The organism is Methylobacterium sp. DB0501 (assembly GCF_011043735.1).
Taxonomy (GTDB): Bacteria; Pseudomonadota; Alphaproteobacteria; order Rhizobiales; family Beijerinckiaceae; genus Methylobacterium; species Methylobacterium alsaeris.
The window spans coordinates 256,202-267,779 of the sequence record NZ_JAAKGV010000009.1 but is presented as its reverse complement, the minus strand read 5'-3'; the positions used below and the strand labels follow the sequence as shown (position 1 = coordinate 267,779).

At 64.7% G+C, this 11,578-nt stretch carries 11 protein-coding genes, 1 tRNA gene and 2 rRNA genes; 12 read left to right on the top strand and 2 right to left on the bottom strand.

Going from position 1 to position 11,578, the window contains the following annotated elements:
* The 3 genes from G4G93_RS15825 to G4G93_RS15815 all read left to right on the top strand — a co-directional run.
* Positions 1 to 276, top strand: a 23S ribosomal RNA gene (locus tag G4G93_RS15825); the annotation flags it as partial.
* A 115-nt stretch (positions 277 to 391) separates the two neighbouring features.
* Positions 392 to 507 (top strand): 5S ribosomal RNA (gene rrf, locus G4G93_RS15820).
* A 42-nt stretch (positions 508 to 549) separates the two neighbouring features.
* A tRNA-Met gene (locus tag G4G93_RS15815) sits at positions 550 to 626 on the top strand.
* Positions 627 to 673: 47 nt separating this feature from the next.
* On the opposite strand, the gene G4G93_RS15810 is transcribed toward G4G93_RS15815, so the two are convergent.
* Positions 674 to 1,384: an alanyl-tRNA editing protein gene (locus tag G4G93_RS15810; protein ID WP_165085369.1), complete on the bottom strand. Its 711-nt coding sequence runs from the start codon at positions 1,382 to 1,384 to the stop codon at positions 674 to 676.
* Between the two features lie 147 nt (positions 1,385 to 1,531).
* Between G4G93_RS15810 and G4G93_RS15805 the strand changes: the two genes are divergently transcribed.
* From G4G93_RS15805 to G4G93_RS15770, 8 genes are all read left to right on the top strand, one after another.
* Positions 1,532 to 2,011, top strand: a complete 480-nt coding sequence (locus tag G4G93_RS15805; RefSeq protein ID WP_048427611.1) for a response regulator — start codon at positions 1,532 to 1,534, stop codon at positions 2,009 to 2,011.
* Between the two features lie 142 nt (positions 2,012 to 2,153).
* A complete protein-coding gene (locus G4G93_RS15800; RefSeq protein ID WP_165085367.1) occupies positions 2,154 to 3,146 on the top strand; it encodes an ABC transporter substrate-binding protein in 993 nt (330 codons plus the stop codon).
* Between the two features lie 49 nt (positions 3,147 to 3,195).
* The gene (locus tag G4G93_RS15795; RefSeq protein WP_206289810.1) at positions 3,196 to 3,978 is read left to right on the top strand and encodes an ABC transporter permease; all 783 of its coding nucleotides are present in this window, start codon (positions 3,196 to 3,198) and stop codon (positions 3,976 to 3,978) included.
* A gap of 2 nt (positions 3,979 to 3,980) precedes the next feature.
* On the top strand, positions 3,981 to 4,823 hold the full coding sequence (locus tag G4G93_RS15790) for an ABC transporter ATP-binding protein (protein WP_165085364.1): 843 nt from the start codon (positions 3,981 to 3,983) through the stop codon (positions 4,821 to 4,823).
* A gap of 186 nt (positions 4,824 to 5,009) precedes the next feature.
* The gene (locus G4G93_RS15785; RefSeq protein ID WP_165085362.1) at positions 5,010 to 6,119 is read left to right on the top strand and encodes a Ppx/GppA phosphatase family protein; all 1,110 of its coding nucleotides are present in this window, start codon (positions 5,010 to 5,012) and stop codon (positions 6,117 to 6,119) included.
* Positions 6,120 to 6,202: 83 nt separating this feature from the next.
* Complete coding sequence (locus G4G93_RS15780; RefSeq protein WP_165085361.1) at positions 6,203 to 6,973, top strand: RlmE family RNA methyltransferase; 771 nt, start codon at positions 6,203 to 6,205, stop codon at positions 6,971 to 6,973.
* A complete protein-coding gene (locus tag G4G93_RS15775; protein ID WP_312892025.1) occupies positions 6,970 to 7,272 on the top strand; it encodes a hypothetical protein in 303 nt (100 codons plus the stop codon). Before G4G93_RS15780 ends, G4G93_RS15775 begins: the two co-directional genes overlap by 4 nt.
* 549 nt (positions 7,273 to 7,821) lie before the next feature.
* Positions 7,822 to 8,958 (top strand): hypothetical protein, encoded by a 1,137-nt coding sequence (locus G4G93_RS15770; protein WP_165085359.1) that lies wholly within the window; start codon positions 7,822 to 7,824, stop codon positions 8,956 to 8,958.
* A gap of 378 nt (positions 8,959 to 9,336) precedes the next feature.
* On the opposite strand, the gene recQ is transcribed toward G4G93_RS15770, so the two are convergent.
* The gene (gene recQ, locus G4G93_RS15765; RefSeq protein WP_165085357.1) at positions 9,337 to 11,181 is read right to left on the bottom strand and encodes a DNA helicase RecQ; all 1,845 of its coding nucleotides are present in this window, start codon (positions 11,179 to 11,181) and stop codon (positions 9,337 to 9,339) included.
* 87 nt (positions 11,182 to 11,268) lie between these two features.
* Between recQ and G4G93_RS15760 the strand changes: the two genes are divergently transcribed.
* The gene (locus G4G93_RS15760) at positions 11,269 to 11,493 is read left to right on the top strand and encodes a type II toxin-antitoxin system VapB family antitoxin (protein WP_312892024.1); all 225 of its coding nucleotides are present in this window, start codon (positions 11,269 to 11,271) and stop codon (positions 11,491 to 11,493) included.
* Positions 11,494 to 11,578 lie beyond the last annotated feature (85 nt).

Here is an 11,578-nt window from a genome sequence, read left to right as displayed (position 1 = left end):
CTATCTGCCGTGGGTGTTGGAGTTCTGAGAGGATCTGTCCCTAGTACGAGAGGACCGGGATGGACGAACCTCTGGTGGACCTGTTGTGGCGCCAGCCGCAGTGCAGGGTAGCTATGTTCGGTCGGGATAACCGCTGAAGGCATCTAAGCGGGAAACCCCCCTTGAAACGAGAACTCCCTTGAGAGCCGTGGAAGACGACCACGTGGATAGGCTGGATGTGCAAGCGCGGTAACGCGCTGAGCTGACCAGTACTAATCGCTCGATCGGCTTGATCGCTCTCATGATCCGTGTCCGGATCAGACACATGAACATGCCACACACGATGAAGACCAGGTGACCCAGCCTCGCGGCTGCCGGTCACGATGCTTGCCGAACGAACGTGCTTGGCCGGTCTGGTGGTCAGAGCGGGGTGTCTCAAACCCGATCCCATCTCGAACTCGGCCGTTAACCGCCCCAGCGCCTATGGTACTGTGTCTCAAGACACGGGAGAGTCGGTCACCGCCAGACCTGCCAAGCACGTCACATTCCCTCTTCCCGACAATACCCTGGCGCGGGGTGGAGCAGCCCGGTAGCTCGTCAGGCTCATAACCTGAAGGTCACAGGTTCAAATCCTGTCCCCGCAACCAACCATACGAAAAACCCCCGCAGGGCTCGACCTGCGGGGGTTTTTCGTTCAAGTCAGGGACAGCCGCACCCGACGATTCTGCTTGCCTTTCTTCTCGATCGCTGTGACCGTCGCCGCGCCGATCTCACCCGTGCACCGGACATGCGTGCCGCCGCAGGGCTGAAGGTCGAGGTCGTCGATTGCCACGAGCCGCACCCGCCCGCTGCCCATCGGCGGCTTCACCGACATCGTCTTGACGAGGCCCGGGTTGGCCAGGAGTTCCTCGTCGCTGATCCAACGTTCCGAAACGGCGGCGTCCTGCCCGATCATCTCGCGCAGCCGCGCCGTGACGGTCTCCTTGTCCAGCCCGGCATCCGGGATATCGAAGTCGAGCCGCCCTTCGCCGTCGCCGATCGAGCCGCCGGTTACCGGATAGGGGAGGGCCACCGAGAGCAGGTGCAAGGCGGTGTGAACCCGCATGCGAGCGTAGCGCAGCGGCCAGTCGAGCATCAGGCGGACTCGTTCGCCGGGCTCCGGCAGCGCACTCCCCGCCGCGATCCGGTGCAGGACCGTCGCCTTGTCCGCCCCGTAGACGGTGTCGAGGATCGCGATCTCGCTGCCGTCCTCCCGCAGCACTCGGCCCCGGTCACCGGGCTGGCCACCGCCTTGCGCGTAGAACAGGGTCCGGTCGAGGACGAGGCCGGTCTCGTCCGCCCCGACGATGCGGGCCTCGGCCTCGCGCAGATAGGCATCGTCGCGGAAGAGGAGTTCGGTAGGCATGAAGATCCTCGGGCATCTGGTCAGGGGGCCGGGAGAGTGGCCCGCCGCCGCGTCGCCGTCGAGGTTCTTTGCAATTAACCATTTCGGTTAGCGAAGCGGCAGGCTCGCCCCCCTAACCTGGGGCGGCGTCCCGAGATCCAGCCCGCGATGATCGCCACACCGACCTTCCCGGACCTCTCGGCCCTCGTGGTCGACGAGAGCCTCTATATCCGCCGCATCGTGCGCGACATGCTGATGCGCGTCGGCATCAAGCGGCTGCTCGAAGCCCCGGACGGCGCCGAGGCGCTGGGCGTCCTGGCGGAGAGCAAGCCCGATCTCGTCGTGCTCGACTGGGATCTCGCGATTCTCTCGGGCGAGGAGTTCATCCGCCTCGCCCGCACGCCGGCGACCTCGCCCGCCCCGACCGTCCCGATCATCCTGATGCTGGCCCAGCCGCGCCGCAACGTGGTCGACCGGGCGATCAATCTCGGCGTCAACGAGATCATCGCCAAGCCGTTCTCGCCCAAGACCCTGTGGTCGCGCCTCGACGAGGTCATCAACCGGCCGCGGCCGTTCTCGCAGGTCAAGAGCCTGCTGCGCCCTCAGCCGCGCCTCGCTGCCGCCGCTGCGGTGAAGGGCATGCTGTGACGCACGCCCCGGGTTTAATCCGCGAGTCTAAAGTCTTATCGCCGACGCCGTAATCCGCCTTCCAGCGGGCACGACCTTTGTCCAGTATCCCTCGCCAAACCGATCCGGCGCCGCGACCGGCCGGGTGGACAGGGAGTGAACCATGCTCAAGCGCCTCGCCGCAGCCGCCACGTTTCTGGCGGCCCTCGCCGGCCCGGCCGCCGCCCAGGACGTCGTCCGTCTCGGCAACCTGAAATTCGCCCATTACGGCGCCATCTCCTACATGAAGGAGATCGCCGGGAAGTATAATCTCAAGATCGACGAGAAGCAGTTCGCCAAGGGCGCCGATATCTACCCGGCGATGGCGGTCGATCAGATCGACATCGCCGCCTCGGGCGCCGACGGTGCGGTCGCGGCGCGCGGCAACGGCGTCAAGCTGCTGGTGGTCGCGGGCTTCGCCAATGGCGGCGTACGCATCCTCGGCCGGCCCGATCTCGGGGCCAAGACACTCGCCGACGTGAAGGGCAAGAAGGTCGCGGTGGTGCGCGGCGGCACCCAGGACCTGATGCTGCTGGCCGAATTGGAGAAGAACGGCCTGACCTGGTCCGAGCGGCCCGGCAAGGACGTGCAGCTCGTCTACTTCAACAACTACGCCGACCTGAACCAGGCGCTGGCGCAGAAATACGTCGACGTGATCTGCCAGAGCGAGCCGCAATCGACGCAAGCGATCTCGAACGGCTGGGGCTATGAAATCGTGAAGCCCTACGACACCCCGGTCGGCGTGCCCTACCGGCCGCTGGTCATGACCGAGAAGATGTACACCGAGAAGCCGGAAGTCGCCGCCCGCGTTCTGAAGCTGTTCGTCGAGGCGACCAAGACCTTCATCGAGAAGCCGGATCTCGCCGAGAAATACGTCCGCGAACAGGTCTTCAAGGGCCAGCTCAGCAGCAAGGATTTCCGCGACTCGATGGAGAACGCGGACTATACCTACGACATGCCGGCGGGCCATATGCAGGTCACCGCCGATCTGATGCACAAGTACGGGCTGGGCAAGATGGTCAATCCACCGAAGGGCGACGCCGAGTGGGTCAAGCTCGACCTGCTCGAGAAGGCGAAGGCCGAACTCGGTGCCAAAACCAGCACGAAGACCAACTGAGCCGGTCCGGAGCCCCTTCGTGAACCGTCTCTCCGCCTTCCGCGGCGCCCTGCTGCCGGTCGGGCTGCTGATCCTCTGGGAGATCGCCAGCCGGGCCGGCCTGTTCTCCGCCGTGGTGCTGCCGCCGCCGAGCGCGGTGGCGACGCGCTGGTTCGCCAGCCTGATCCCGGCGCTTCCCTACGATCCGTCGACCCAGAGCTACACCGCCTGGCTGGTCTCGGGCGAGCTGCCGCACGACGCGGTGGCGAGCCTGAGCCGTGTGATCGCCGGATTCGCCATCGGCGTCGGCTTGGCGCTCCCGGTCGGCCTGCTGATGGGCACGAGCGACCGGCTCTACGGCCTCGTCAACCCGCTCTTGCAGATCCTGCGGCCGATCCCGCCGATCGCCTATATCCCGCTCGCCATCGTGTGGTTCGGCCTCGGCAACCCGCCGGCCCTGTTCCTGATCGCGCTGGGCACCTTCTTCCCGGTTCTCGTCAACACGATCGCAGGGGTGCGGCAGGTCGATTCGATCTATATCCGGGCTGCCCGGAATCTCGGGGCGAATTCCTGGACGATGTTCCGGCGGGTGATCCTGCCGGCGGCGAGCCCCTTCGTGCTTGCCGGCATGCGGATCGGTATCGGCACCGCCTTCATCGTGGTGATCGTCGCCGAGATGATCGCGGTCTCCGACGGGCTCGGCTACCGCATCCTCGAGGCGCGCGAATACATGTGGTCGGACAAGATCATCGGCGGGATGCTGACGATCGGCATCCTCGGCCTCGTCATCGACGGCGCGATGTCGCGCCTGAACGATCACCTGCTGCGCTGGCACCGCGGCCTGGAGCGCTGACCATGACCGCGACCGCAACGCTCCGACGCCCCGAGCCCGTGCCGGCACCGGGCGCCGCCGAGATCGTGATCGACCACGCCTCGAAGGTGTTCGGCTCCGGCACGGGCGCCGTGGTGGCGCTCGAAGACGTCACCGCGACGATCCCGAGCGGGCAGTTCGTCTGCCTTCTCGGGCCCTCGGGCTGCGGCAAGTCCACTCTGCTCAATGCCATCGCGGGCTTCTCGCCCCTGACCACGGGGACGATCCGGATGGCCGGGCGCCCGGTCGTCGATCCGGGCCCCGATCGCGGCATGGTCTTCCAGGAATACGCCCTGTTTCCCTGGATGACGGTGGAGCAGAACATCCGCTTCGGCCTCGACATCAAGGGCGTGGGGCGGGCGGACGCCGACGCCATCGTCGGCCGCATCGCCGAAAAACTCGGCTTGTCCGACTTCCTCGGGCGCTTCCCCAAGGACCTGTCGGGCGGCATGCGCCAGCGCGTGGCCATCGCCCGTATCCTCGCCCTCGATCCGCCAGTGATGCTGATGGACGAGCCGTTCGGCGCCCTCGACGCGCTGACCCGGCGCACGCTCCAGGACGAGCTGCTGCGGATCTGGGCCGAGTATCGCAAGACCATCGTGTTCGTGACCCACTCGATCGAGGAGGCGATCTACCTCGCCGACCGCATCGTCGTGCTCACCTACCGCCCGGGCCGGATGAAGCGCGACCTGATTGTGCCGCTCCCCCGCCCGCGCGACACCGCCTCGGCCGAGTTCAACGCGCTGAAGCGCGAACTCGCCGGGCTGGTGATGGAGGAGCAGCAGCGCTTCACCCAGGCCGAACTGACCGGGTCGGCCGTCGACTGATCGCCGGCCCGCCCGCGATCGATCGGCCGCAACTCTCCCGCACACGTCCGAATCTTCACGGTGAGATGGTACCCGGCGCGGCACGATCGCTGCTTTGCGTTCGGCCCGGAGGCACGTAAGCTTCCCATCATGTGATGGACTTGTCGCCCCACGAGGGTGCGATCATGAAGGATATCGGCACCGCCGATGAGGGATGAGACGGCCGTCTCCGTGCCGGCGCGCGCCGCGGAGTATGCCGAGACAGCGCGTGCGACCGCACCTCCGCCCCGTGGGGCGGAGGATGATACGTCTCGCCGGAGCGAGCGGCGCGCCTACGCGGCGCTTGATCTCGGCACAAACAATTGCCGGCTCCTGATCGCCGAGCCGGCACCCTACGGGTTCCGGGTGATCGACGCCTTCTCGCGCATCGTGCGACTGGGTGAGGGTCTGGGGAGCACCGACCGCCTGAGCGACGACGCCATCGACCGCACGGTCGACGCGCTGGCGGTCTGCCTGGGCAAGATGCGGTCCCGTGGCGTGGTGCGGGCGAAGTCGATCGCCACCGCGGCCTGCCGGCTCGCGGTGAACGGGCCGGCCTTCGTCGACCGGGTCCACCGCGAGGTCGGGCTCGATCTCGAGGTGGTGGACCGGCGGACCGAGGCCTATCTGGCGGTGACCGGCTGCGCCGCGCTCGCCGACCGGCACGCGGAATCGGTGGTGATCTTCGATATCGGCGGCGGCTCGACCGAGATCGTCTGGCTCGACGGCTCGGCCGCGCTCGCCCGCAGCGCCGACCCGACCTTGCGCATCCGTGCCTGGGATTCGCTCCCCGTGGGGGTCGTCACCCTGGCCGAGCGCTATGGCGGGGCCGACGTCACCCGCCCGGTCTTCGAGGGCATGGTCGAGGAGGTCGCCGACCGCCTGACCAAGTTCGCGCTGATTGCAGGCGCCGCCGCGCATGCGCCGAACTTCCACCTGCTCGGCACCTCCGGCACGGTGACGACGCTCGCTGCGACCCATCTGCGCCTGCCGCGCTACGACCGGCGGCGGATCGACGGGTTGTGGATGCGCGACCGCGAGGTCACCGACGCCATCGACGGCCTGCTCTCCACCCGCCTGTCGGACCGGGCGCAGAACCCGTGCATCGGCCGCGACCGGGCCGATCTGGTGCTGGCCGGCTGCGCCATCCTGGAGGCGATCCGCCGCGCCTTCCCGTCGGAGCGCCTGCGCATCGCCGATCGCGGCCTGCGCGAGGGGCTCCTGATGAACATGATGCGCGAGGACGGAGTCTGGCGCCGTGGCGTGCGACCGGGCTGATCCCACCGCTCCGGACTTGCGCAAGCGAGCCTGGGGCGTCATTGGCCTCGAACGGTTTTTTCGGTCATCGAAGGTCAAGGCATATGAGCGATCGTCGCGGCGGCGGCGTCCGGGGAGACCTGAAGCAGCGGGTGAAGACCGGGCGCGGACGCACGGTCTCGTCCAAGATCTGGCTCGAGCGCCAGCTCAACGACCCCTACGTGGCCCGCGCCAAGCGCGAGGGCTACCGATCGCGGGCTGCCTTCAAGCTGATGGAGATCGACGAGCGCTTCCGGCTGCTGCGGCCGGGCCAGCGGGTGGTCGATCTCGGCGCCGCACCGGGCGGCTGGTCGCAGGTGGCCGCCGCCAAGGTCGGCAGCCATCCGGGCGCAGCCTCGCCGCGCGGTCGCGTGGTCGGCATCGACCTCCTGGAGATCGAGCCGATGCCCGGCGTCGATTTCGTCACCCTCGACTTCCTCGATCCGACTGCGCCGGGGCTCCTGACCGAGATGCTGGGCGGGCCGGCCGATGTCGTGATGTCGGACATGGCCGCCAACGCCACCGGCCACAAGAAGACCGATCACCTGCGCATCATGGGGCTGGCCGAGACGGCCTTGGCATTTGCCCGCGAGATCCTGGCGCCGGGCGGCACCTATCTCGCCAAGGTGCTGCAGGGCGGCACCGAGGGCGGCCTGCTCACCGACCTGAAGCGCGATTTTTCGAGCGTTCGGCACGTCAAGCCGGCGGCGAGCCGGGCCGATTCGAGCGAGCTCTACGTGCTGGCGACCGGGTATCGCGGCGCCGAGGCGACCGATGGGCCGTATCGCGAGACCGATGACGGCGACGGGGAGGACGAGGTGGGCTGGCGGCCGTGACGCCGGCGGCAGCCCTCGCCCGGGCGCGGGCGCTCCTCCTGGCGGAAGGTTTTTTCGAGGTCGGGCAGGGGACGCGGGGCGAGAGTTTCTATTTCCGCCTGCCCGATGCCGAGGGGCAGGTGCGGGTCGCGAACCATGCCCGCACGCCGAAGCAGCGGCTCAAGCATCCTGAGGTGGTGGCGAGCCTCGTGGTGACGCGGCCGTTGTCGGAAGCGGCGTTGCGGGAGCGTTTGAGCGCGACGTTGCGGGATTTTCGGGCGCGGCGGGGGCAGCCGATGATGGCGATCACGCCGCCCTGACGCCTGGGAGGTGAATGCGTTTTTCCTCCCCCGTCGAGGCTACGGCGTATACGAATTTGATTCGCGCGAACCACAGGTTGAAACAAGGTCTCGAAACACGCCTTCGAGCGGGCTGATTTCAACCTTAGCTTCAGCTTTGCCGCGCGCTGCAATGCGTTTTTCGGCGAACGACTCAAATCCGTATAGGCCGTAGCCCGTCGAGGGGAGGACCTGCGGATCTACGCCGATCCGCGTGGCTGCGTGAGCGGCCGCTTTTCCCCGTACGCCGATTTCCCACTTCACGCTCGGCCGTACGGAAAACAGGTGTTTTCCGACATCTAAGGTGGTCGGTCGGGCGTGTTGGCTAACATCTGACGCTAACGAGCGCCTCATGGGTCTACTGGCGACCCTTTGCGGACCTGCATCTTGCTAATACTTGTTCATTAGAATCAGGCTTGGTATAGATATATTATTTCATAATCTCTTCTTATGCGAAAATCATTGGTGGCTGGTTCGTAGTTTTAATGATCTCGGACACGATATATTCTAGCCGCTCACAGTGAGGACAGCATGACCGTCAATGCCGCTTACCGCGTAGGCACCGTGCCAGTTCTAATCTCCGATTTCCTTGTGACCACGGAGCCAGGGCGAGCAAGGAGCATCGATCTTCCAAGTTTTCCAAATATTAGTGAAGTAACAGACCCGCTTACGGGCGTTTCCATGGTTGGCCTACAGAGAAAATCTGCTGTCATCGGAAATAGTATTGCAATTACAGGCTCAGGAAATGCCGCTTCTATTAAACAAATAATAAATCGTCTTAGTAAATATATGCAAAAAGATGAATCTATTGACATTCTGAAAGATTACTTAGGCACACAGACAGAATTTAAAGGGGCAAGGTGCTGCATCCTTGTCGGCCACCATGTCGGACAAAAAATCAGTACATTCAGGTGGGACTCTGCGACTGGCGTATTCGCAGCGGGACTGGGTTTCGTTGAAGGTAGCGGCGCAGAAATGTTTAGAAGTGTTGTACCTTTCTTTGACCAACAGGGTGATCCGCATCCTGATTATGTGTTTGACCGATGCGTAGAAGATACCTTGCACGTCACGGCCACACTCTATGCCAACGAGATCGCTCATGGAAACACATTGGAGAGGCATTTCGGTGGTGGGTATGACGTTTTTATATACGTCGATGGCATGTTTCGTCGCATTGAAGAGGTCGTGTATCTTTTTTACCGGCTCAAAATATTAGGGCCCGACACAATGCGGGTTTATCCGCAGCCAGTTTATATCAAGAACATGTACTTTGGCGATGTTGGATTTATCATAAGCTTTCTAACTGACAGCGCAGTGCGAAGAAATGCTGAGCCTCACCAGCGAGTGGCCCGTATAGAGCCGCTGATTACGGGCAATCATCAAGTGCCCAATATACCTATCGAGTCGATATCACTGAATTCTCCTAAGATCGCTATAGGTTTTTTGGGGGAGGCAATAACAGGTGAAGAAGAGGTTTTTACGGCCGTTGTCCAAGGAGATGAAGCCAGACAATTCAACATATTTATAGGTGATAAATGGCAAGGCAAACTGCGAGAGGTACGATTTGAGTGTCCAGAAATTATCATGAACAATATTTCTCAGGCAGCCTTTCTAAAGTTCATTAGGAAAACTGCGGAAGAATTTCTGAGATCGACTGGTGTAAAATAGGTAATATATTTCCTAGAATGAAATTATCGACACACAATCACTACCCTCTACCTGAATTTGAGAGTGCAAGCAAGCTAGAGCGCTTCACGATCGCGTTGCAATCGCGAAGCTTCTCTAGGTCTTTGATTTTGCCGCATTTTCTGCGACCAACCGGTGTCCACTTGGTCGGAAAATGCTCTAGTAGGGCGATCGGTTTCCACTTCATGCGGTCATTCCGCATATCGGGCTCTGGTGTCGGAAAACATGTGTTTAACGACAGAGGCAGCAGCTAACCGCTAAGCACATCGACCGTCGCCGTAGAACACATGCGACAAACTCTGTCGGATTGAGAGGATGCGCGGAAACGCGGCGTGAGGGGTTTTCTGTGAAAAGCTCCTCTCACCCCGCCCGCTTCGCCGCATCCGCCAGAAACTCCGCCACCGCCTCGACGAAGGGCTGACCATAGGCATCCCGCTTGCGCTCGCCGACGCCGTGGACCGAGCGCAGGGCCCAGAGGTCGACGGGCTTGGAGCGGGCCATCTCGATCAGGGTGCGGTCGGGGAAGATCATGTAGGCGGCGACACCCTCCTGGCGGGCCAGCGTCGCGCGCAGGCCGCGCAGATGCTGGAACAGGGCCTCGTCGGTCTCCGACAGGCCGAGCGTGTCGTCGTCCTGGGTGGCGCGGCGGCGCTCCTTCGGGGCCTTCGGCTCGGGATCGGGGCGTAAGCGCACCGGCTCGCGGCCGAACAGGATCGCCTCGCCCTTGTCGGTGAGCGAGAGGCCGCCATAGCCGTCGCCGTTCTCCGCCACCGCGCCGGCCGCGAAGAGCTGGCGCAGGATCGCCCGCCAGGCCGCCACCGGCTTGTCGGCGCCGACCCCGAAGGTCTTGAGCTGGGCGTGACCGTTGCGGCGGATCTGCTCGCTTTCCTTGCCGTGGACGAGATCGCAGATATAGGCCGCGCCGAAGCGCTGGCCGGTGCGCACCACCGCCGAGAGCACCTTCTGGGCCGCCACCGTGCCGTCGATCAGCGAGACGCCGCCGCGGCACAGGTCGCAGCGGCCGCAAGGCTGGCTCTGCTCGCCGAAATAGCCGAGGAGCGACTGGCGACGGCAGGTCGCGCCCTCGCAGAGTGCGATCATCGCCTCGAGCTTGCGGCGCTCGACCCGGCGGCGGTCGTCCGGCACCTCCTTCTCGTCGATCTGGCGCCGGCGGAGCGCCATGTCGTCGAGGCCGTAGAGGGTGAGCGTGTCGGCCGGCAGCCCGTCGCGGCCGGCGCGGCCGATCTCCTGGTAGTAGCTCTCGATGGTCGAGGGCATGTCGGCGTGGCAGACGTAGCGCACGTCGGGCTTGTTGATGCCCATGCCGAAGGCGATGGTCGCCACCACCACGACCCCATCCTCCTGCAGGAAGGTGTCCTGGTTGCGCATTCGGACATTCTGCTCCAGGCCGGCATGGTAGGGCAGCGCGTTGAAGCCGTCCTGGTGCAGGATCTCGGCGATCTGCTCGGTGCGCTTGCGCGAGGAGCAGTAGATGATGCCGCTCTCGGCCTTGCGGGTGCGCAGGAAGCGGGAGAGCTGGCGGGTCGGATGCTCCTTCGGCGCGAAGGTCAGGCGGATGTTCGGCCGGTCGAAGGAGTGGACGAAGAGTTCCGGCTTGCGGCCGCGGGGAAACAGCCGCTCGGAGATGTCGGCCCGGGTCGCGGCATCGGCCGTCGCGGTGAGCGCCACGGTCTGCACGTCGCCGAGCGCCTCGCGGGCGCGGGCGAGGTCGCGGTATTCCGGCCGGAAGTCGTGGCCCCATTGCGAGACGCAATGCGCCTCGTCGACGGCGAGCCGCCGGACGCCGGCGCCCTGCAACGCCTCGATCAATCCCTCCATCAGGAGCCGCTCGGGCGAGACGAAGAGCAGGCGCAAGCTCCCCTGGCGGATGCCGCGCCAGGTCTCGCGGGCGCTCGCTTCCGACACCGTCGAGTTGAGGGTGCCGGCCGCGACGCCGAAGGCCTCCATCTGCTTCACCTGGTCGTGCATCAGCGCGATCAGCGGCGAGACGACGACGGTCAGAGACTGCTCCACCAGGGCGGGGAGCTGGTAGGTCATCGACTTGCCCGAGCCCGTCGGCATCACCGCGAAGACGTCGCGCCCGTCGAGAACGGCGCCGATCACCTCGGCTTGGCCGGGACGAAAATCCTCGTAGCCGAAGGTTTTTCTGAGGGCGGCGCGGGCCTCGTCGAGGCGGTCTGTCATGGTGTTCGTCCGGCTCCGCGCGGCCTTGCGACGAGGCGCGAGGCGTGTAGACATGTTGGCGACGGTGTCTACACAGGACCGCGTCCCATGTCGCTGAACATCCGCAGCCAGGAGGTGAATCGGCTGGCTGACAAATTGGCGACGATGGCGGGCGTGAGCAAGACGGAAGCCGTCCGTCTAGCCCTCGTGGCCGAGATCGCCCGTCGCGAGGAAGCCGCTCCACTCCTCGCACGCATCAAGCCGATTCAGGACGACATCGCGTCGTTTCCTCGCACCGGGTTGAGGGCGGACAAGCCTTCTTCGACGATCTGAACGGTGATTCGTAATATTCGTCGATGCCTCGGCCCTGGTCGCCATCCTGCTCAGCGAAGTCGAGGCGCACGTCCTCACGGGTGCC

What these genes read in the sequence shown, in the direction of transcription:
- G4G93_RS15810 (WP_165085369.1), bottom strand. Translation starts at nt 1,384, where the DNA reads ATGCCTACCGAACTCCTCTTCCGCGACGATGCCTATCTGCGCGAGGCC.
- G4G93_RS15805 (WP_048427611.1), top strand. Translation starts at nt 1,532, where the DNA reads ATGATCGCCACACCGACCTTCCCGGACCTCTCGGCCCTCGTGGTCGAC.
- G4G93_RS15800 (WP_165085367.1), top strand. Translation starts at nt 2,154, where the DNA reads ATGCTCAAGCGCCTCGCCGCAGCCGCCACGTTTCTGGCGGCCCTCGCC.
- G4G93_RS15790 (WP_165085364.1), top strand. Translation starts at nt 3,981, where the DNA reads ATGACCGCGACCGCAACGCTCCGACGCCCCGAGCCCGTGCCGGCACCG.
- G4G93_RS15785 (WP_165085362.1), top strand. Translation starts at nt 5,010, where the DNA reads ATGAGGGATGAGACGGCCGTCTCCGTGCCGGCGCGCGCCGCGGAGTAT.
- G4G93_RS15780 (WP_165085361.1), top strand. Translation starts at nt 6,203, where the DNA reads ATGAGCGATCGTCGCGGCGGCGGCGTCCGGGGAGACCTGAAGCAGCGG.
- G4G93_RS15770 (WP_165085359.1), top strand. Translation starts at nt 7,822, where the DNA reads ATGACCGTCAATGCCGCTTACCGCGTAGGCACCGTGCCAGTTCTAATC.
- recQ (WP_165085357.1), bottom strand. Translation starts at nt 11,181, where the DNA reads ATGACAGACCGCCTCGACGAGGCCCGCGCCGCCCTCAGAAAAACCTTC.
- G4G93_RS15760 (WP_312892024.1), top strand. Translation starts at nt 11,269, where the DNA reads ATGTCGCTGAACATCCGCAGCCAGGAGGTGAATCGGCTGGCTGACAAA.